The 20,629-nt window shown below is 53.3% G+C and carries 16 protein-coding genes; 4 read left to right on the top strand and 12 right to left on the bottom strand.

The window, feature by feature from the left end; all coding sequences use genetic code 11:
* Positions 1 to 97: 97 nt before the first annotated feature.
* The 4 genes from mzrA to QNN86_RS16895 form a co-directional block, all read right to left on the bottom strand.
* On the bottom strand, positions 98 to 481 hold the full coding sequence (gene mzrA / locus QNN86_RS16910) for an EnvZ/OmpR regulon moderator MzrA (RefSeq protein ID WP_096755580.1): 384 nt from the start codon (positions 479 to 481) through the stop codon (positions 98 to 100).
* A 3-nt stretch (positions 482 to 484) separates the two neighbouring features.
* Positions 485 to 1,147, bottom strand: coding sequence for a DedA family general envelope maintenance protein YqjA (gene yqjA, locus QNN86_RS16905; RefSeq protein WP_045447871.1), 663 nt, complete (start codon positions 1,145 to 1,147; stop codon positions 485 to 487).
* A 350-nt stretch (positions 1,148 to 1,497) separates the two neighbouring features.
* A complete protein-coding gene (gene exuR / locus QNN86_RS16900; protein WP_096755581.1) occupies positions 1,498 to 2,274 on the bottom strand; it encodes a transcriptional regulator ExuR in 777 nt (258 codons plus the stop codon).
* 132 nt (positions 2,275 to 2,406) lie between these two features.
* Entirely contained in the window at positions 2,407 to 3,708 is a 1,302-nt protein-coding gene (locus QNN86_RS16895; RefSeq protein ID WP_135911358.1) for an MFS transporter, read from the bottom strand.
* Between the two features lie 473 nt (positions 3,709 to 4,181).
* On the opposite strand from QNN86_RS16895, the gene uxaC reads away from it, so the two are divergent.
* The 3 genes from uxaC to QNN86_RS16880 all read left to right on the top strand — a co-directional run bounded on the left by uxaC (position 4,182) and on the right by QNN86_RS16880 (position 7,768).
* Complete coding sequence (gene uxaC / locus QNN86_RS16890) at positions 4,182 to 5,594, top strand: glucuronate isomerase (RefSeq protein WP_096755582.1); 1,413 nt, start codon at positions 4,182 to 4,184, stop codon at positions 5,592 to 5,594.
* A 13-nt stretch (positions 5,595 to 5,607) separates the two neighbouring features.
* Entirely contained in the window at positions 5,608 to 7,095 is a 1,488-nt protein-coding gene (locus tag QNN86_RS16885) for a UxaA family hydrolase (protein WP_182270935.1), read from the top strand.
* Positions 7,096 to 7,213: 118 nt separating this feature from the next.
* A complete protein-coding gene (locus QNN86_RS16880; protein ID WP_115257430.1) occupies positions 7,214 to 7,768 on the top strand; it encodes a YgjV family protein in 555 nt (184 codons plus the stop codon).
* A 16-nt stretch (positions 7,769 to 7,784) separates the two neighbouring features.
* Here QNN86_RS16880 and sstT read toward each other — a convergent pair whose 3' ends face one another.
* The 4 genes from sstT to QNN86_RS16860 all read right to left on the bottom strand — a co-directional run bounded on the left by sstT (position 7,785) and on the right by QNN86_RS16860 (position 12,082).
* Complete coding sequence (gene sstT, locus QNN86_RS16875) at positions 7,785 to 9,029, bottom strand: serine/threonine transporter SstT (protein ID WP_181617971.1); 1,245 nt, start codon at positions 9,027 to 9,029, stop codon at positions 7,785 to 7,787.
* A 242-nt stretch (positions 9,030 to 9,271) separates the two neighbouring features.
* Positions 9,272 to 10,240, bottom strand: a complete 969-nt coding sequence (locus QNN86_RS16870; RefSeq protein WP_414211866.1) for a TerC family protein — start codon at positions 10,238 to 10,240, stop codon at positions 9,272 to 9,274.
* Between the two features lie 270 nt (positions 10,241 to 10,510).
* Complete coding sequence (locus tag QNN86_RS16865; RefSeq protein WP_414211864.1) at positions 10,511 to 11,509, bottom strand: Gfo/Idh/MocA family protein; 999 nt, start codon at positions 11,507 to 11,509, stop codon at positions 10,511 to 10,513.
* Positions 11,510 to 11,578: 69 nt separating this feature from the next.
* Positions 11,579 to 12,082, bottom strand: a complete 504-nt coding sequence (locus tag QNN86_RS16860; RefSeq protein ID WP_117342711.1) for a M48 family metallopeptidase — start codon at positions 12,080 to 12,082, stop codon at positions 11,579 to 11,581.
* 84 nt (positions 12,083 to 12,166) lie between these two features.
* On the opposite strand from QNN86_RS16860, the gene rlmG reads away from it, so the two are divergent.
* The gene (gene rlmG, locus QNN86_RS16855) at positions 12,167 to 13,303 is read left to right on the top strand and encodes a 23S rRNA (guanine(1835)-N(2))-methyltransferase RlmG (protein ID WP_115257432.1); all 1,137 of its coding nucleotides are present in this window, start codon (positions 12,167 to 12,169) and stop codon (positions 13,301 to 13,303) included.
* A 129-nt stretch (positions 13,304 to 13,432) separates the two neighbouring features.
* On the opposite strand, the gene QNN86_RS16850 is transcribed toward rlmG, so the two are convergent.
* From QNN86_RS16850 to QNN86_RS16835, 4 genes are all read right to left on the bottom strand, one after another.
* Positions 13,433 to 15,451, bottom strand: a complete 2,019-nt coding sequence (locus QNN86_RS16850; protein ID WP_279277614.1) for an FAD-dependent oxidoreductase — start codon at positions 15,449 to 15,451, stop codon at positions 13,433 to 13,435.
* Positions 15,452 to 15,678: 227 nt separating this feature from the next.
* Positions 15,679 to 18,030 carry an alpha-glucosidase gene (gene ygjK / locus QNN86_RS16845; protein WP_414211860.1) on the bottom strand — a complete coding sequence of 784 codons (2,352 nt, stop codon included), beginning with the start codon at positions 18,028 to 18,030 and terminating at the stop codon, positions 15,679 to 15,681.
* Between the two features lie 16 nt (positions 18,031 to 18,046).
* Positions 18,047 to 19,108 (bottom strand): protein YgjJ, encoded by a 1,062-nt coding sequence (ygjJ, locus tag QNN86_RS16840; RefSeq protein ID WP_414211858.1) that lies wholly within the window; start codon positions 19,106 to 19,108, stop codon positions 18,047 to 18,049.
* Between the two features lie 83 nt (positions 19,109 to 19,191).
* Entirely contained in the window at positions 19,192 to 20,625 is a 1,434-nt protein-coding gene (locus QNN86_RS16835) for an amino acid permease (RefSeq protein ID WP_096755593.1), read from the bottom strand.
* Between the last annotated feature and the right edge of the window lie 4 nt (positions 20,626 to 20,629).

The raw sequence follows: 20,629 nt of genomic DNA, 5'->3' as shown, positions 1-20,629 counted from the left end.
CAGATAAAAAAGCGTGGGCCATAAACCCAGCTTATTAATCATAGGCACTAAACGGCGAAATCACCAAAGTGGGTGAAATAATTCAGATTCCTGGAAGTTAACCAAAACGGTGTGGGTTATCACGCAAACGTGATAACCACTGCACTGCCTGATTATCATCATCCTGTTGGGCGATGACGAAGCCATGCGGCAACGTTCTGTCGAGAACGACCTTCGCGGCTGCGCTTTGCGCGCTGGAATCAAAGGTGATCAGCAGCGCATCATTTTGCGGGGTAATGCTTTTAAAGCGAATGCCGTTGGCATCCAGATGATGCCAGATAGAAAAACCGTCTGGCATGCTGGCGCCCTGATTAACGGCGCGAATGGCTAGCGTCGACTCCTGCTGACGAATGGCAGACCAGGTCAGGATAAGCGCGCCTAAAAACAGGATAAAGGTGGTTGTCCAGGCCAATCGTCGGAGCGTTATGCGTGGTAGCAGCATAATTTATCCCCGGTTCCCGTATTTCTTTTTCCATAAAACAACCAGTGAACCGGCGAGGCCAAACACCAGTAAAACAACGGGAAGCAGCATCAGGCACGACATTAACTGATCTTCGTACTTGAGGAACACCGGCGTTTTGCCCAGCAGATAACCGAGTGACGTCAGGATCAAGACCCACAGCAGTCCGCTCATCCAGTTGAAGAACTGAAAGCGCGCATTGTTCAGGCCGGAGAGTCCTGCAATGGTCGGCAGCAGCGTTCTGACGAAGGCAATGAATCGCCCGACCAGCAACGCAGACAAGCCATGTTTATGGAACAGATGGTGCGCGCGCTGATGATAATGCGCGGGAAGATGAGAAAGCCAGTTTTGCACGATGCGGGTATTCCCCAGCCATCGTCCCTGGATGTAGCTGACCCAACAGCCGAGGCTGGCCGCGGTGGTGAGGAGCAGCACCGTTTGTGGAAAGCCCATTGCGCCTTTAGCAATAAGCACGCCGACCAGCACCAGTAAGCTGTCACCAGGTAAAAAGGCCGCAGGAAGCAGCCCGTTTTCCAGAAACAAAATGGTAAACAGGACAAAATACAGCATGCCAATCATCGACGGATTGGCCAGAGTTTCAAAATCCTGAGCCCACAAGGCATTCAGTAATTGAGTCAGTAGTTCCATTCAGTATTCCTGGAGAAATCGGTTGTCGTCATGCCGGTTTTCTGGATTTTGTAACGCCGCAATATTATTGATCTTTTTTTGCATGTATCGCGGTCTGACACAAATTCACGGCCTGAACTGTTCCCTGTTAAGTTGCAAAGTAAGCAAGCACTGATACACAAAAATTCAAAACGCATGTAATTGTAACAAAGGTCAACGTAGTCCGTTATAGAAATTACGGTCGCTGAACCGTGATTTTGCTTATCGCAAAGGAGGGTGGCGAGAGGATTTACACAGGCTGACACTTTATACCTAATGCTTACCGAGCGTCAGAAACAGGCGCCCTGGCGCGCCTGTGAATATGAGAACGCTTATTTTGCCCCGTTAGCGGCCGTATCCAGATGAACCACCGGATTATCGGTAAAAAGATAACGGTCGGCGTTGAACTCAAAATCATCGCTGGTTTCGTTAAACAGCATCTGTTTGGTGTTCTCAAGGTGCTGCCACATCGCCAGTTTGGCAGCATGAGGATCTTTACGGATTAATGCCCGTAGGATCTGGTCATGGTCATCGCACCAGTTATCTACCGTGCGCAGGTCGATGTGATCGTGCAATTTCTTCCAGTACGGGTTGTGAACACGCTGAGTCCACATTTTTTCAACAATTGCCGCCAGTGCGGTATTTTGCGTTGCCAGCGCCACTTGCACATGGAACTGGAGATCCCACTCGGAGTCACGGAAGCTTTTTTCGTTGCGCGACTTCTCCTGGATTTCCATCAGTTTCATGATGTCCTGTTTGGTCACCTGGGTGGCGGCAAACTCGGCAATATTGCTCTCTATAAGCTGGCGTGCCTGCAGCAGTTCAAATGGACCGTAGCTGGCAAACTCAAGATTGGCATCTGGCGCGACGTAGTGTTTTGGCTGGTTAGAGATGACGTGGATCCCAGATCCTTTACGCACCTCAACGTAGCCCTCAACCTCGAGCATGATAATGGCTTCACGGACCACGGTACGGCTGACGTTCTTTTCATCGGCGATAAAGCGCTCGGCGGGAAGTTTTTCACCCACCAGGTAAACACCCTGCTCAATGCGCGCCTTCAGATCGGCAGCAAGTTGTTGGTACAAACGTCGTGGTTCGGTGATTTCCATATGCGCTCCAGGCATGATACGGCAGACTCTATTTGTTATACCACTTTTGCGAATTTGGCTCCACTTGTGACGATAAAAAAGCCGCCAGAACGCTGGCGGCTTTGAACGTATTTCGTTGGTGATTGAGTCAGGTCAACTTTGTGGTGCGGGATCGCCGGTTTGCGGTCCCGAGTCGAGCTCGCTGGCCGGTTTGTTTTGCAGCACCGTCCAGATGACTAACGCACCGAGCAGGTCGAATACTGCCAGTACCGCAAACAGTGGGCTAAAGCCGATGGTGTCAGCCAGGGCGCCCACGACCAGCGCAAACAGGGTGCTTGCCAGCCAGGCAGACATCCCGGTCAGACCGTTCGCTGTAGCCACTTCATTACGACCAAAGACGTCAGAAGAGAGGGTGATCAGCGCACCGGACAGGGCCTGGTGAGCAAAGCCCCCGACGCACAGCAGCGCGATGGCAATATACGGGCTGGTAAACAGACCAATCATGCCCGGGCCAATCATCAGGAATGCGCCCATGGTGACGACCATTTTACGTGACACAATCAGGTTGACGCCGAACCAGCGCTGGAACAGAGGCGGCAGATACCCACCAACGATACAGCCGAGGTCAGCAAACAGCATGGGCATCCAGGCGAACATGGCAATTTCTTTCAGGTTAAAGCCGTAAACTTTAAACATGAACAGCGGGATCCAGGCGTTAAAGGTACCCCAGGCCGGCTCTGCCAGGAAACGCGGCAGTGCAATGCCCCAGAACTGGCGGTTACGCAGGATCTGCGCGACGGACATTTTCTTCGCCGTGCCGTTTTTATGCTGTGATTCCTGGCCGTTGAGAATGTAATCACGTTCTTCGTCGGACAGTTTTTTCTGATCGCGCGGGTGTTTGTAAAACACAAGCCAGCACATGGCCCAGATGAAGCTCAGGACACCAGAGATAATGAACGCCATCTGCCAGCTGTGCATCACGATGGCCCAGACTACCAGCGGCGGCGCAATCATCGCGCCAATAGAGGAACCGACGTTAAAGTAACCGACGGCAATGGAGCGCTCTTTGGCCGGGAACCACTCCGAGCTGGCTTTCAGACCCGCTGGGATCATCGCCGCTTCAGCTGCACCGACCGCGCCTCGCGCCAGCGCCAGTCCACCCCAGCTTCCAGCCAGTGCAGTCGCGCCACAGAAGACGGCCCACAGAACGGCGAACATCGCGTAACCTATTTTTGTTCCCAGCACGTCCAGAACGTAGCCAGCAACGGGTTGCATAACGGTGTAAGCAGCAGAGTACGCTGCGATGATATAGGAATACTGTTGAGTGGAGATGTGTAACTCTTCCATCAGCGTTGGCGCAGCTGCCGCCACAGTGTTACGCGTCAGGTAACCCAGCACGGTGCCAAGCGTCACCAGTGCGATCATATACCAACGTAACCCTTTAATTTTACGCATGTAAAACCTCATCGTTTTGTTATTTCCGCGAACGAGCGGTCATCTTCCTGTGTAGGGCGGAGGATGTTCTTTTTACGAAAGGGGGGACCGAAAAAAACCGGGACTCCCCGAACTTTGCCATTTCAAGAATCGTGCTAATTCGGTTTCCGTACCGGTCAATCCGATGGTGGACCATCGGTAATTTGCATTCCGTCGGCTTATGTATTGCGACGGCAAAAAGATAACTTGTCATACAGCTTTAAAAGGTGAGTGCCATCACAAAAGTGTGAATCTTCGTGTGGTCATTATTTCGATTCAGCAAAGCCAGCACTGGCGCGGGTTGGCGTAAGATTTACCTCTTTGAGAGTAATTTTTTTGTCGCCATTTGTTGATCTAACTCACGAAAATATCTTCAGTCTGTGGAAATTGGTGTGATAACTTTGTCAGCATCAAAACATAAGCAATCTGACGCACTCGCTGAGAGGAAGACGATAATGACCCCGTTTATGACTGAAGATTTTCTGCTGGATACCGAATTTGCCCGCCGTCTGTATCATGATTACGCCAAAGATCAGCCAATCTTCGATTACCACTGCCATCTGCCGCCGCAGCAAATCGCGGACAACTACCGTTTTAACAACCTGTATGACATCTGGCTGAAAGGCGATCACTACAAATGGCGCGCTATGCGTACTAACGGTGTTGCTGAGCGCCTGTGTACCGGCGATGCGTCCGATCGTGAGAAGTTTGACGCCTGGGCCGCGACGGTTCCGCACACTATTGGCAACCCGCTTTACCACTGGACGCATCTTGAATTGCGTCGCCCGTTTGGTATTACAGGTAAGCTGCTGTCGCCTGCGACGGCGGATGAAATCTGGAATCAGTGCAACGAACTGCTGGCGCAGGAACAATTTTCCGCGCGCGGCATCATGCAGCAGATGAACGTGAAAATGGTCGGTACCACTGACGATCCGATTGATTCACTAGAACATCACGCCTCGGTCGCCAAGGACAGCACCTTTGCCGTCAAAGTGCTGCCGAGCTGGCGCCCGGACAAAGCCTTCAATATTGAGCAGGCAACCTTTAACGACTACATGACGAAGCTGGGTGAGGTGTCCGACACCGATATCCGTCGCTTCACCGATCTGCAAACCGCGTTGACCAAACGCCTGGATCACTTCGCTGCCCACGGCTGTAAAGTGTCTGACCATGCGCTGGATGTGGTGCTGTTTGCTGAATCTAATGAATCTGAACTCGACAACATCCTGACGCGTCGTCTGGCCGGTGAAACGCTGAGCGAGCATGAAGTGGCGCAGTTTAAAACGGCCGTGCTGGTGTTCCTTGGTGCGGAATATGCCCGTCGTGGTTGGGTCCAGCAGTACCATATTGGCGCACTGCGTAATAACAACCTGCGTCAGTTCAAACTGTTGGGGCCGGATGTGGGCTTCGATTCGATCAACGATCGTCCGGTTGCGGAAGAACTCTCCAAACTGCTGAGCAAGCAGAACGAAGAAAACCTGCTGCCAAAAACCATCCTGTACTGCCTGAACCCGCGCGACAACGAAGTGCTGGGCACCATGATCGGCAACTTCCAGGGCGAAGGTATGCCGGGAAAAATGCAGTTCGGGTCCGGCTGGTGGTTCAACGATCAGAAAGACGGAATGGAACGCCAAATGACGCAGTTGGCGCAGCTCGGTCTGCTGAGCCGTTTTGTCGGCATGCTGACCGACAGCCGTAGCTTCCTGTCATATACGCGCCATGAATATTTCCGCCGCATTCTGTGCCAGATGATTGGCCGCTGGGTTGCCGCGGGTGAAGCCCCGGCAGATATCCAGCTGCTGGGTGAAATGGTGAGAAATATCTGCTTCAACAATGCGCGCGATTATTTTGCCATTGAACTGAACTAAGGTCCGGGTTGATATGCAATACATCAAGATCCATACGCTGGATAACGTTGCGGTTGCGCTGGCCGATCTGGCGCAAGGCACGCAGGTTAGTGTAGATAGCCATACCGTAACGCTACGACAGGACGTTGTACGTGGACACAAATTTGCCTTGAGCGATATTGCTCAGGGTGAGAACGTCATTAAATATGGCCTGCCGATTGGCCATGCTCTGGCGGATATTGCGGCGGGTGAACATATCCATGCTCACAATACGCGCACCAATCTGAGCGATCTGGATGAATATAGCTATCAACCCGACTTTCAGGAACCTGAGGTACAACCGGCAGATCGCGATGTGCAGATCTACCGTCGTGCCAACGGTGATGTCGGGGTGCGTAACGAACTGTGGATCCTGCCGACCGTCGGCTGCGTTAACGCCATGGCGCGTCAGATGCAGACCCGCTTCCTGAAAGAGACCAACGATGCTGAAGGCATCGATGGCGTTCATCTTTTCAGCCACACCTACGGCTGCTCGCAGCTGGGTGACGATCACATCAACACCCGCACCATGCTGCAAAACATGGTGCGTCACCCGAACGCGGGGGCGGTGCTGGTGGTGGGGCTTGGTTGTGAAAACAACCAGGTGGATGCCTTCCGCGAAACGTTGGGCGAGTTCGATCCTGAACGCGTGCACTTCATGGTCTGCCAACATCAGGAAGACGAAGTGGAGGCGGGGATCGAACATCTCCATCAGTTGTACAACGTGATGCGCCACGATAAGCGTGAGCCGGGTAAACTGGGCGAGCTGAAGTTTGGTCTGGAATGCGGCGGGTCTGACGGCCTGTCCGGCATCACGGCTAACCCGATGCTGGGACGTTTCTCCGACTATGTGATTGCCAACGGTGGCACCACCGTGCTGACCGAAGTTCCGGAAATGTTTGGCGCTGAGCAACTGCTGATGAGCCATTGCCGTGACGAAGAGACGTTTGGCAAGCTGGTGACGATGGTCAATGACTTCAAGCAGTACTTCATTGCCCACGACCAGCCGATTTATGAGAACCCGTCACCGGGTAACAAGGCGGGGGGCATCACCACGCTGGAAGATAAATCACTGGGCTGCACGCAGAAAGCGGGTTCCAGCCAGGTGGTTGATGTATTGCGTTACGGCGAACGGCTAAAAACGCGCGGTCTGAATCTGTTAAGCGCGCCGGGTAACGACGCCGTTGCTACCAGCGCGCTGGCGGGTGCAGGCTGCCATATGGTGCTGTTCAGTACCGGTCGCGGCACGCCTTACGGCGGATTTGTACCGACGGTGAAAATCGCCACCAACAGCGAACTGGCGGCGAAGAAAAAGCACTGGATCGATTTTGACGCCGGGCAACTGATCCATGGTAAAACCATGCCTCAACTGCTGAGCGAGTTTGTTGATACCATCGTTGAGTTTGCCAACGGTAAGCAAACCTGTAATGAGCGGAATGATTTTAGAGAGTTAGCGATATTTAAAAGTGGCGTAACGTTGTAATAATTGTACATGCTGTCGCACGAAATCTATTGGGTAATCGAAATAGAGTAGATTTTAAAAACGGCGTTTCATAATATGAGGCGCCGTTTGTTTTTGCATTTCCTCACAAGGATTTTTCATGACCGCGTATTGGCTGGCCCAGGGCGTAGGTGTCATCGCCTTTCTGATCGGGATTACCACCTTTTTCAACCGCGATGAGCGCCGCTTCAGGCTGCAGCTTGCCGTCTATAGTGCCACTATCGGGGTACACTTCTTTTTGATGGGGGCCTGGCCCGCGGGGATGAGTGCGGAGCTAAACACCATCCGAACCCTGGTCTCGATGCGCACCCGCAAACTGTGGGTGATGACCGTTTTTATCGTTCTCACGCTGGTTCTTGGGTTGGCGAAACTACAGCATGCGATGGAGTTACTCCCCATTATTGGCACGCTGGCCAGCACCTGGGCGCTGTTTCGCTGTAAAGGATTAACCGTCCGCTGTGTGATGTGGTGCGCGACTGCCTGCTGGGTGGTGCATAATTTCTGGTTGGGATCGATTGGCGGCACGATGATTGAAGGCAGTTTTCTGGTGATGAACGGCCTAAATATTATTCGTTTCAGACGCATGCAAAAACGGGGAATAGATCCCTTCAAAATTGAAAAAAGCGTACAGAAAGAAAACCCCTCCGCACCATGACGGAGGGGAAAAGTGATTAGCCGCGCAGGGCGTTATTCGCCAGACGCTCGTCTTCAGCCTGGCAGGCTGCAGCGGTAAACAACACGTCGGTTGAGGAGTTCAGTGCGGTTTCACAGGAGTCCTGCAATACGCCGATAATAAAGCCGACGGCAACCACCTGCATGGCGATATCATTCGGGATACCGAACATATTACACGCCAGTGGGATCAGCAGCAGAGAGCCACCCGCCACGCCAGACGCGCCACAGGCACAAAGCGATGCCACGACGCTCAACAGCAGCGCAGTCGGTAAATCAACCGGGATCCCCAGTGTATTCACCGCAGCCAGCGTCAGCACGGTAATGGTGATCGCCGCGCCAGCCATGTTAATGGTTGCACCCAGTGGGATAGAAACCGAGTAGGTATCGCGGTCCAGATTCAGCTTCTCGCACAGCGCCATATTCACCGGAATGTTGGCGGCAGAGCTGCGGGTAAAGAAAGCGTACACGCCGCTTTCACGCAGGCAAGCCAGCACCAGCGGATACGGGTTGCGACGAATTTTCCAGAACACCAGCAGCGGGTTGACCACGAAAGCCACCAACAGCATACAACCAACCAGTACCGCCAGCAGCTGCGCGTAGCCCCACAGCGTGGCAAAACCGGTGCTGGCCAGCGTGGATGAGACCAGACCAAAAATACCGATTGGCGCGAAACGGATCACCAGTTTCACCATAAAGGTGACGGCGTTGGACATATCGTTGACCAGATTCTTGGTCGTTTCATTCCCGTGGCGCAGGGCAAAGCCCAGGCCGACGGCCCATACCAGAATGCCGATATAGTTCGCGTTAAGCAGGGCATCAATCGGGTTCGACACCATACTCATCAACAGCCCGCGCATCACTTCGACAATGCCCGATGGTGGCACAATATCGTTAGCGCTGCTGGCAAGATGCAGCGTCGAGGGGAAGGCAAAGCTGAACACCACTGCCGCTAATGCCGCGGAGAAGGTACCGAGCAGGTAGAGGAACAGAATCGGGCGGATATTGGTTTTTTGCCCATGCTGATGGTTCGCAATAGAGGCCATTACCAGCATCAGAACCAGGATGGGGGCGACGGCTTTTAATGCGCCGACGAACAGGGTGCCCAGCAAACCCGCAGCTTCTGCAGCCGGTTTTGAGATCAGTGCCAGCGCAATCCCCAGTACCAAACCTACCAAAATTTGCTTAACAAGGCTCCCTTGCGCCAAACGCGAGAAAAGCCCCGACGAACGTTGCGTAGTCATTTCGTAATCCTTTTATTGTGTTGTCGCCTGACCCTTGTGCGTTCTATAGACGCATCTTTCAGAGTGAGGCAAATGTTTGCATGGCTGAGTATAAGGAAAGAACCAGCTTCGGGAAGAGAAATATCCTGGATATTACGCTGAGATCATATTTTATAACTTTGAATTAACATTATGGTGACATGTTAAACAAAAAGCCCGACGCATACAGTGTGCTGTCGGGCTTTTCAGCTAGCAGATGAAACTTACTGTATTTTCTGCTTTTTATCGTGCTGGTGGTTGACCCACGCATTCACAATCAGCGTCACAAACAGGATCCCGAACACCACGCCTAACGAGATAGCGATAGGGATGTGGTAGAAGTCGACGATCAGCATCTTGATGCCGATAAACACCAGAATGATCGACAGGCCGTACTTCAGCATCGAGAAACGCTCCGCCACGCCGGCCAGCAGGAAGTACATCGCGCGCAGACCCAGAATGGCAAACAGGTTAGAGGTCAGCACGATGAACGGGTCGGTGGTCACGGCAAAGATGGCCGGGATGCTGTCGACGGCAAAGATAACATCGCTCAACTCAACCAGAATCAGCACCAGCATCAGCGGCGTAACGAACAGCAGACCGTTTTTACGCACGAAGAAATGCTCGTTCTCGATGGTGTCGGTCATACGCAGATGACCGCGCAGCCAGCGTACTAACGGCCTGTCGCCAATGCCGGAAGCATCTTCTTTTGCCAGCGCCATCTTCACACCAGTAAACAGCAGGAACGCGCCGAACACGTACAGCAGCCATTCGAACTGGGTGATAAGCCAGCTGCCTGCGAAGATCATAATCGTACGCAGAACTATCGCCCCCAGCACGCCATACACCAGCACCCGACGCTGCAACGCTGGCGGTACCGAGAAGTAGCTAAACAGCATCAGCCAGACAAAGACGTTATCCACCGCCAGCGATTTCTCGATCAAATAGCCGGTGAGGAATGCCAGTGCCTGCGGGTCTGCGACGGCGCGCCCCTGAGTTTCTGCCAGATACCACCAGAATACGGCGTTAAACAGTAACGACAACGTGACCCAGACGATTGACCAGGCGGCTGCCTGCTTCATTGACATCGTATGCGCGCCGCGACGACCCTGTAACAGCAGGTCGATGGCCAGCATAATCACCACTACAACAGCGAAGCCACCCCATAACAACGGTGTGCCGACAGTATTCATTATTTTTCCCCATGCATAAAAAAACGGCCAACGCCGAATGACGTTAGCCGCTGCTTTTCATGCATAGACCTTGCCATTCGGCAAGGTCTCACTTACAACAACAAAGGAATACGTTGACGTATTCCTTTGTTATCGCCCGGCGACCGGATGTGGTTTTTCACACATCGTAATGACGATCAACCGACAACGAAGTTACTCCCCTTTGCGGGTAACAAAGTATTACAGGCCACGCTTTCAGTCAATGGCCTGCAACATTCGTTTTACACAGTTTTACGCAATCAGCGACGTGTTCGCGCTATCCGCTGGGAAAACGACGCCGGTCTGGCGGCGAATTTCTGTTTGCAGCTTAGCGGTAATACGACTGACAGCCAGTGCCTGGTGATCCACTTCGCCGGATTCAACCAGATGAGCAAAGCGCTCTGCCTCATACAGCATAGTATTGATGTGCTGAGGCACCGTCAGATCCTGCGTTTTTCCACCACGCGGAACAAAACAGACTTTCTGGCATTCGGAGATTTTCTCAATAACCAGTGACCCTGATTCGCCCTGAATCTCGCTGGCCAGCACCGAGTCGCTCACTTTGGAATGCTGTAACGTGACGCTGAAATCACCGTAGTTCAGCACCACAACGCCGTGGGCATCAACACCGCTTGCCAGCAGGCTGGCGCTGGCCTGTACGCTCTGCGGTTCGCCCCACAGCGCAACCGCCGAAGCCAGGCAGTAAAAGCCGATATCCATAATCGAGCCATTTGAGAACGCTGGATTAAAGGTATTCGGGTTTTCACCGTTCAGATAACGCTGGTAGCGTGAAGAGTACTGGCAGTAATTGATAAACGCCTTTCTGACATTTCCTACCTTGGGCAGAGATTGCTGCAGCAGCAGGAAATTGGGCAGGCAGGCGGTTTTAAACGCCTCAAACAGCACCACCTGATTTTCCCGAGCGCAGGCGATAGCGGCATCGACTTCTGCCAGGTTTGATGCCAGCGGTTTCTCACAAATGACGTGCTTTTTATGGCGTAAGAACAGCTCGGTCTGCGGGAAGTGCAGAGAGTTTGGGCTGGCGATATACACCGCATCAATGGCGTCGCTTTGCGCCATCGCGTCCAGCGAGGTAAACAGATGCTCGACGAGATAATCGTTAGCGAAGGTTTGTGCCTGTTCAAGGCTGCGGGAATAGACTGCGGTTAACTTATATTTGCCGGTTTCATGGGCGGCATCCACAAACTGGCGGGTGATCCAGTTTGTGCCAATCACTGCGAAACGTATCATAAAGGCCTTCAGGCTGCGAAAAGGGATCCTTGCGCCAATTTAGCATGCCTTGCTGACAAAGCCAGTGCGCTACTGCGCAGTTTGTTTTAGCGATTGTTGCGTTAACCACAGGCGGGTGTCGAACTCCAGCTGGTGATACTGAGGTTCCATATGGCAGCACAGCTGGTAAAACGCTTTGTCGTGTTCTTTTTCTTTCAGATGCGCCAGTTCATGAACCACGATCATGCGTAAAAAAGGTTCCGGGGCGTTGCGAAATACGGTGGCGACGCGAATTTCCGCTTTTGCTTTCAGCTTGCCGCCCTGCACGCGAGAGACGGCAGTATGCAGTCCAAGCGCATTCTTCAACACGTGGATCTTACTGTCATACATCACTTTATTGAGCGGTGGGGCATTGCGCAGAAACTGACTTTTCAGATCCTGGGTATATTGCCAGAGCGCCTTATCGGTCGCGAAGTCATGCGTACCCGGATAACGCTTTTCCAGGACCGCGCCCAGACGTTGCTCGCTAATCAAGGTTCGAACCTGATCAAGTAAATGCTCCGGGTAGCCCTGCAGATAGGTCAACTGACTCATTTGTGCCCCATATAAAGTATAAAAAGTGTATACTCACGCACCCTTTTCAGGGATACGCCGAAATTTTACCATTCAGGAGGGCCGATGAGCCACATAGACAACGGTTTCCGTTCGCTGTCACTTAAACGTTTCCCGGAAACGGATGACGTTAACCCGCTGCTGGCGTGGGAAGCTGCAGATGAATATCTGCTGCAACAGCTGGACGATACCGAGATTTGCGGCCCGGTGCTGCTCCTGAATGATACCTTCGGTGCGCTGGGCTGTGCGCTGGCGGAACATTCGCCGTACAGCATTGGCGACTCTTATTTAAGCGAACTGGCAACGCGTGAAAACCTGCGTCATAACGACATTGCCGAATCCAGCGTCCAGTTCCTCGACAGCACGGTCGATTACCCACAGGCGCCGGGCGTGGTACTGATTAAGCTGCCAAAAACCATGGCGCTGCTGGAACAGCAGTTGCGTGCGCTACGCCTGGTCGTCACGCCGCAAACGCGTATTATCGCCGGGGCGAAGGCGCGCGATGTGCATACCTCGACGCTTGAGCTGTTTGAAAAGGTGCTGGGCCCAACCACCACCACGCTGGCATGGAAAAAAGCCCGTCTGATCAACTGTACGTTCAGCAATCCTGAACTGGCTGACGCCTCACAAACGCTGAGCTGGAAGCTGGAAGGCACCGACTGGACGATCCACAACCACGCCAACGTCTTCTCCCGTACCGGGCTGGATATTGGCGCACGTTTCTTTATCGAACATCTGCCGGACAATCTGGAAGGTGAGATTGTCGATCTCGGTTGCGGTAATGGCGTAGTGGGTCTGACGTTGCTGGAGAAGAACCCGCAAGCGAGCGTGGTGTTTGTGGATGAATCGCCGATGGCGGTGGCGTCCAGCCGTCTGAACGTGGAAACCAACATGCCAGACGCGCTGGACCGCTGCGAGTTTATGATCAACAACGCGCTGTCTGGCGTGGAACCGTTCCGCTATAACGCTGTGCTGTGTAACCCGCCGTTCCATCAGAAGCACGCACTGACTGATAACATCGCGTGGGAGATGTTCCACCACGCCCGCCGTTGCCTGAAGATTAACGGCGAGCTGTATATCGTGGCGAACCGTCATCTCGACTACTTCCACAAGCTGAAGAAGATTTTCGGTAACTGCGAAACCATCGCCACCAACAACAAATTTGTGGTGCTGAAAGCGGTGAAATTAGGGCGTCGCCGCTAATCGCTGATGCCGGATGGCGGCTAACGCCTTATCAGGCCTACAGCGAGCTACCCCGTAGGCCTGATAAGCGTAGCGCCATCAGGCAACGATGCGCGCAATTGCCTTATCCGGCTTACGAAAGACATGACGTTAAATTTCCAGCGCCAGTCGGGTGCCTTGCGCGATGGCGCGCCGGGCATCCAGTTCTAACGCCACATCACACCCGCCGATCAGATGTACTGTTTTACCGGCCGCATGCAGCGGATCGACCAGTCCACGACGAGGTTCCTGACCTGCACAAATTACCACATGATCCACGTTCAGGATCTGCGGCTCGCCGTTGATCAACACGTGCAGTCCATCATCATCGATCTTCTGATAGCTCACTCCCGGGATCATTTTCACACCACGCGACAGCAGGGTGGCGCGATGGATCCAGCCCGTGGTTTTACCTAACCCTTGTCCCGGTTTACTGGCTTTACGCTGCAACATGACTATCTGGCGCGGGCTACGGGATAACTGTGGCCCTTCCGGGCGTAAACCACCTGCTTGCTGGAGGCTGGTATCGATTCCCCATTCCACGCAGAATTCCGCAATGTTTTGGCTGGTGGGCTCGCCGGGCTGGCTCAGATACATCGCGGTATCAAAGCCGATCCCGCCGCTGCCGATAATCGCCACGCGTTGACCTACCGGCGTTTTATCACGTAAGACATCAAGATAGGTCAGCACCTTAGGATGATCGATACCGTCGATCGGCGGCGTGCGCGGTTCGATCCCGCTGGCGAGGATCACTTCATCAAACGAGATCAGATCGTCTGCGGTGACAAAATGATTCAGCTTCAGCGTTACGCCGGTAACGTCGATCATCCGGCGGTAATAGCGCAACGTTTCGTAAAATTCTTCTTTGCCGGGGATCTGTTTGGCGATATTGAACTGTCCGCCGATCTCCGCGTTGGCATCAAATAACGTGACCTGATGACCGCGTGAAGCGGCGTTGATAGCAAAGGCGAGCCCCGCAGGACCAGCACCGACTACCGCCAGATTCTTCAGCTGTGTCGCCGGTACGATTGGCATTTTGGTTTCATGACAGGCGCGGGGGTTCACCAGGCAGGACGTCACTTTGCCGACGAAGATCTGATCCAGACAAGCCTGGTTACAGCCTATGCAGGTGTTGATCTCATCCGCTCGCCCGCTTTGCGCTTTTGACAGCAGTTCGGCATCGGCAAGGAACGGGCGTGCCATCGACACCATATCGGCATCGCCACGGGCCAGAATATCGTCGGCAACGCCCGGATCGTTAATGCGGTTGGTAGTGACCAGTGGAACCGTTACGTGACCTTTCAGCTTGCGTGTCACCCAGCTAAACGCTCCGCGCGGTACCGGCGTGGCGATGGTCGGGATCCGTGCTTCGTGCCAGCCGATCCCGGTGTTGATGATCGTAGCACCAGCTGCCTCAATGGCTTTCGCCAACTGGACGGTTTCGTCAAACGTGCCGCCATTTTCCACCAGGTCGAGCATCGACAGGCGAAAGATAATAATAAAGTCGTTACCGGCACGCTGGCGAACGGCCCGTACCACCTCGACGGCAAAACGCATGCGGTTGGCGTAATCGCCGCCCCATTGGTCAGTCCGCTGATTGGTACGCAGAGTAAGAAATTCGTTGATCAGGTAGCCTTCTGAGCCCATTACCTCTACGCCGTCGTAGCCTGCTTCCCGCGCCAGCTGTGCACAATGGGCAAAATCCTCAATCAGCTGTAGCACTTCATCGTGGCTCAGTTCATGTGGGGTAAAGCGGTTGATGGGGGCCTGAATAGCGGAGGGCGCAACCAGATGCGGCTGATAGCTGTAGCGTCCGGTGTGCAGGATCTGCAGCGCGATTTTGCCGCCTTCCTCATGCACAGCGTCGGTAATTACGCGGTGATGCGGTAGCTGGCTGGCGTCGTTTAACATCGCGCCGCCTTCCATTCCTACGCCGGAGAGTGCGGGCGCAATGCCGCCGCTCACAATCAGGGCGACGCCGTGACGGGCGCGCTCGGCGTAGAATGCGGCCAGCCGTTCGGCACCATCGGGATACTCTTCCAGACCGGTATGCATTGAACCCATCAACACGCGGTTTTTAAGCGTGGTGAATCCCAAATCGAGCGGGGCGAACAGCGACGGATAGCTCATAAAGGTGTCCAGTATGTAAAATTATTGTTATGTGGTCGGATGAGTTACTAATTTAGCCGTCGCCGCGCAAAAGGGAAAAGGGGAATGCCGTGATTGTGATGGGATTCAAAAAAGAGTAGGCCAGAGAACGAATTTGCCGGATGTCGGTGCACGCACCTTATCCGGCCGGTGAAAATGTGTCTTTGTAGGCCGGATAAGCGTAGCGCCATCCGGCAACAGGTCACAGCTTACTGTTTTTTAAGAAAGTCGCTATACAACATGTACAGATGCGCTGCGCTCCACGAGAAGTTAGGTGCCCCCTGCTGCGCGCCGTTCAGCGGGTTATAGTTTTCCTGAATCGGGCCGTCTGCGGTGAGTCCTTTCGCATGTTTGAAGAACGTATCTGCCATTTTCAGGGCGTCATCACGGTAGCCATAGCGCGCCATCCCTTTTAAGCCAAACCAGAACTGATCCACCCACACGCGCCCGCGCCAGTAAATATCCGGGCCGAAAGCCGGATTGGTGAGTGCGGCGGTGCCTAGCGGCACAAAGGTGTTGAACTCTTTCGGGTCGAGCATCACCTTCACCACCGCGTCAGCATGAGGCTGCGTGGCCGCGCCGTTAAACAGCGGTGACCAGCCTTCCGGCCCTTTCCCTCGTTCGACAATCGGTTTTCCGGCACAGCCGTTTGCCAGCGGCTTATCTTCAATGCGAACGTCATAGAAATACTGCGTAGTCGCATCGAACATACAGGTATTGATGTAATCCGTCAGTTTCGTCGCCAGCGCCTGATAGCGTTTCGCCTCCTGCGTTTTCCCGAGCAGGGTCGCCATTTCCGCCAGGTAATGGTTATCGCTGACCATGTAGCTGGCCTGATCGACCGACTCCTGCAGCAGCGAATAGCCCAGTAATTTTCCGTCGTGGCTGCGATTTTCAGCGAATTTCACCACCCAGTCGCTGCGTTTGCCACCGTTAGCGACGTACTTATCCAGTTGTTCTTTGTCGATGAAACCAAACACCGCGGCGTCGTCACGTCCGGATTCCCACGAGGCGGCGACCTGCGCCGGGATCTCCAGACTGTCATACTGGCCGTTGCGGGTAACAGCGGCATAGTTTTGCAGCCCTGACAGGGTTTCTTCTTTGTCACCCTTTTTCACCGTGAACAGCATCTCGCCGCTGGCGGTGTTGTGCGCTTTATCGCGAGTGGCGCCGTACTCTGGAACGCCGTTGCCGTTATGATCGCGGTTACGCAGCCACCAGTCGTGGTATGCCACCAGTTTCGGGTACATTTCTTCGAGCCAGGATTTGTCTTTGGTGACGTTGTAGACTTCCATCACCGACCATGCCGCCAGGCTGGGCTTGGTATTGCGCTCGTTCCAGTTACCGCCATCACCACCGCGTTCCGGGCTGAGGTTCCAGGCAATCAGATCGGGAATAAATCCCGCGTCCTGTGGGCGCACCGGATCGCCGGGTTTAACCTGCCACGAGAAAACAGCGCGAATATTTTCTTTCGCGATATCCGGGTTAAAGTGCGCCATTGCAAACGCCTGCTTCCAGGTGTCCCACGGCCAGGTCTGGTTGCCAGAGAACCAGCGGCCCGTTACCGACGGCGTCACGGTATTGTAGTTAACTGCGCCGCCCGGTGAGCGCCAGTTACCGTTCAGCGTTTCAATCGCTTTCACCGCCACGCGGGTTTGTTCTGGGGTGGCATCCGGGTTGTTTAAACCTTTTTTGAGATAGGATTCCCAGCGCTGCTGTGAGGCGAGCATGTAAGAAGACGGGCGCGCCAGAATATCGCGGATCTGCGCTTGTTCTTTGCTGACCTCCTGCGCGGTCAACAGATGTGAATAGGTGGTGTAAAGCGTGGTAGAGCCATTGATATGCGCTTTACTGGTAAATCGGTGGCCATCAACAGTGGTGTTCATGGCAAGTGATTTGTGTACCTGATACTCCGACTCGCCGGAGGTCAGCAGATCCCAGGTTGATCGCACTTTACCGAAGGTGACCTTCAGGCCGTCGCGCGTAGCGATGATTTTTCGCTGGTAGTCCGGATACTCGCCATCAATGGTTTTATCGGAGAGGGGTTTTCCCTCTTTCGCTTCCAGCTTTTCCAGTAACTCTCCGTCCCACACCAGATCCAGCGGCGTATTGCTGGTGATTTTGGTTTCCAGCAATGAGGTATGCGAACTGGCAAAGCGCAGCGTCATCTCGATCTGCACCGCAGTGGATGACAGTTTCTGTACCAGTGCGCCGGGCAGGCTGTAAGCCTCGAGAGTGAAATCGACCTTTTTACCGTTCTGGTACACCGTCAGCCGGTCAAAATTTGTAGCCATAAAGTTGATGTACTCTTCCGTCAGTAGCGCCACGCCAGGGAAGCCGCCCATTGTTGCAGGGCCATCCGGCAACAGGTGTCCGTGCCATGCGCCGAGGTCGAAAAAGGGATTAAAGCGCTGATGGTCGTCATAATCGTAGTCGTGCATATAACCTGGCGCGCCGGTGCGATTGATGACGTTTTTAACGCTGTCTACGTTAGCAGCCAGTGCGGAAAAACTCATCAGCAGCCCACACGCCAGCGGCGTAAGAATAGGTGTCATGTTCATGGTATTCCGGTCCTTGTTACCAATAGAAATATTGCATCAGGAAGATCTGGTCGCTCGGGTCGCCAGATGCATTTTGCATATAGAACCGGCTGTCGAAGGCGGTGGCGAAACGACTGCTGCCGTATTCATACCAGATACCGAACTGCATAAAAGAGGTGGTTTCATCCTCGGCGTTGTCTGGCCGATGTTTGGCATAGCTGTAGGCGGTGGAGAGGTAGACGCCTTTGAGCGCTTCATACATGGCACTGACCATATAGCCGGTCTCTGTACCCCATTCATCCAGGCCGTCGGCGCGTCCGGTGTGATGCCAGGCGCGCGCAGCAAAGTTAGGCGAGAGAAGGCCGGTCAGGAACAGTTGTCCGGTGCCGTCGGTGATCTCCAGACCGTTCATCCAGGTTACGCCTTCGGTCAGGTCGTACTGGATGTAGCCATTCATCATGGCTGGATAGGTATACTTATCGTCGTAGCGATCGTATTTGCCGAAGTGCAGCCAGGCCTTGCTTTCATCATGATGTCCGGCAGGCGTGGCGGTCACGCTATAACGCAGCGGGCCGGTCAGGTTTTGCACCTTAATGGCGGTCATGATGTCGCGCGTGTTGGGGATGACGTAGCCCAGATCCGGCGTGAAGTCTCCCCACCATTGCAGGTCATCAAGCGATGAGTCCTGGCGCAGGCTGAGCATTAGCTCCGTGCCGTCATCGGTGCGGTAACCGCCGTAAAATCGGTTAATTCCGCCTTCAAACCCGCCCCAGCTATGATCGGGCACCCAGGCGTTTCCCTGGTGATCCGCCTGTACGGTCCAGCCTTCGCCATAGATCAGACCAAACCACGAGCCGTGTTTAATTTCCAGGCCCCCTTCGATATAGGTTCCGTCACTGTATTTATGTTTATCCTGTCCCTCTAAATCCATATATCCCCCCATTCCCAGTTCTCCATAAAAACGAAATGAGGGAGAGGATATTACGGGCGTTTTTGTGTCGTCGTGTTCTGCCGGTCGCACTTCTTCTGCACCCAGAGAGGAAACACAGAAAAAGGGCAGGGCAATAAATGCCCTGCAACAATGGCTATTGATTTTCATGCTTCTATCCTAAGCAAAATAAAATAATGTTTTTATTGTTATAGCCTTGGCGAATATTGTTTATTGTTATTATGTTTTATGAATTAATGACTGTCTGAAGCTGGTGCGGCTTCAATGGCTTTTTCTTCTTTGGTTAGTCCTTTGATGTATTTACTGTATTTCCACCAGGCAAAACCGAGGAAAATAACAATACCACCGACGTTATAGAAAATAATGGTGATAATGTTGCCGCCGGTTGGGAACGTTGAAGCGATAAATCCAATGGTGAACAGGGCAATCAGCATCGATACCACGATAATCCCGGTTTTTTGCGATCCCATGCGGAAGTCGCGCGGTAAGTGGTCCAGCTTGGCGCGCAGATTCAAATAGGCCAGCATAATAAACAGCGGAGGCAGCATGGATGCCGCAGCGGTCATGTTAATGATGGTATTCATTAAATCCTGCACGGTATTCGAACCGAGCGTGGGGATAATCATCAGCGGTATCACGATCAAAAACTGGATCCAGGCTGCGCGAGCGGGAACGCCGTTTTCATTCAGTTCGACGGTTTTCTTGCCAAAAATACCTTCCGGGATTTCGGAGAAGAAAATTTTAACCGGCGTTGCGGTCCACATCAGCAGTGACCCAAACATTGCGGTAAAGGACACCAGACCGACAAAGCGGTTAACCACCAGCTCAGGTAAGCCGAAGTATGCGGCCAGACCGTGGAATACCTGCACCGAGCCACCGGTAAACTTCAGCTCTTTGCTGCTGACAAAAACGTTGATCAGTACTGAGGAGATTGAGTAAAGCACACCGATAAAAATCCCGGCGATAATAATCACTTTCACAAATGATTTTGAGCCACCCTTCACGTCGTTGACGTACACCGCCACGGACTCCGCGCCGCCTGCCGCCATAAAAATCCAGGTCGTAATACCGAGGAAGGCCCAGTTAAAATTCGGGATCATGGCATCCACGGTGATGGGATCGGCAGGCTGTACACCGCCAACCAACGCAGTCCCCGCCAGTAAAATATAAGACAGCGTCAACAGCAGCATCAGCGTGGAAGTGACGGAGGTAATCGGCCCGAGCATTTTTGCGCCGTTGGTCGAAACCCAGGTTGAGAAGGCAAACAGCACCATACTTAACACGGTGGTAGCGAACGGCGTCAAAATGTATTCGTAGCCTAAAAATGCATAGGAGGCATAAGCGATTACGCGCGGAAGTAACGAGGTAAAAAAGAACAGGTTAACGAACCAGTAGGTGTAGGCGGTAATAAATGCCCAGCGCCCGCCCAGTGAGCTTTTTACCCATGCGTAAACACCGGCTTCGGAGTTTTTGTTCAGCGAAACAAATTCGGCAATGATTAAGCAGAACGGAATAAAGTAGAAAATCGTGGCGAGGAAAAACATCGGTGCAGATGCCAGACCAAGCTCAATATTATTATTGATTACGTTGTTAAAACTATAAACGGCGGCAAAGGTCAGCGACAGTAAGCCGAACTTGCCGATGGTATTACGCTTGGTATCAGACATAGCA

It is taken from the genome of Citrobacter sp. C348 (assembly GCF_047467975.1).
Taxonomy (GTDB): Bacteria; Pseudomonadota; Gammaproteobacteria; order Enterobacterales; family Enterobacteriaceae; genus Citrobacter; species Citrobacter gillenii.
This window is presented reverse-complemented; position numbering and strand designations above follow the sequence as displayed.

Coding starts and splice junctions, on each gene's coding strand:
- uxaC (WP_096755582.1), top strand. CDS start 4,182: ATGACCCCGTTTATGACTGAAGATTTTCTGCTGGATACCGAATTTGCC.
- yqjA (WP_045447871.1), bottom strand. CDS start 1,147: ATGGAACTACTGACTCAATTACTGAATGCCTTGTGGGCTCAGGATTTT.
- ygjK (WP_414211860.1), bottom strand. CDS start 18,030: ATGAACATGACACCTATTCTTACGCCGCTGGCGTGTGGGCTGCTGATG.
- QNN86_RS16880 (WP_115257430.1), top strand. CDS start 7,214: ATGACCGCGTATTGGCTGGCCCAGGGCGTAGGTGTCATCGCCTTTCTG.
- rlmG (WP_115257432.1), top strand. CDS start 12,167: ATGAGCCACATAGACAACGGTTTCCGTTCGCTGTCACTTAAACGTTTC.
- QNN86_RS16870 (WP_414211866.1), bottom strand. CDS start 10,240: ATGAATACTGTCGGCACACCGTTGTTATGGGGTGGCTTCGCTGTTGTA.
- QNN86_RS16895 (WP_135911358.1), bottom strand. CDS start 3,708: ATGCGTAAAATTAAAGGGTTACGTTGGTATATGATCGCACTGGTGACG.
- QNN86_RS16835 (WP_096755593.1), bottom strand. CDS start 20,625: ATGTCTGATACCAAGCGTAATACCATCGGCAAGTTCGGCTTACTGTCG.
- QNN86_RS16860 (WP_117342711.1), bottom strand. CDS start 12,082: ATGAGTCAGTTGACCTATCTGCAGGGCTACCCGGAGCATTTACTTGAT.
- sstT (WP_181617971.1), bottom strand. CDS start 9,029: ATGACTACGCAACGTTCGTCGGGGCTTTTCTCGCGTTTGGCGCAAGGG.
- ygjJ (WP_414211858.1), bottom strand. CDS start 19,108: ATGAAAATCAATAGCCATTGTTGCAGGGCATTTATTGCCCTGCCCTTT.
- QNN86_RS16865 (WP_414211864.1), bottom strand. CDS start 11,509: ATGATACGTTTCGCAGTGATTGGCACAAACTGGATCACCCGCCAGTTT.
- mzrA (WP_096755580.1), bottom strand. CDS start 481: ATGCTGCTACCACGCATAACGCTCCGACGATTGGCCTGGACAACCACC.
- exuR (WP_096755581.1), bottom strand. CDS start 2,274: ATGGAAATCACCGAACCACGACGTTTGTACCAACAACTTGCTGCCGAT.
- QNN86_RS16850 (WP_279277614.1), bottom strand. CDS start 15,451: ATGAGCTATCCGTCGCTGTTCGCCCCGCTCGATTTGGGATTCACCACG.
- QNN86_RS16885 (WP_182270935.1), top strand. CDS start 5,608: ATGCAATACATCAAGATCCATACGCTGGATAACGTTGCGGTTGCGCTG.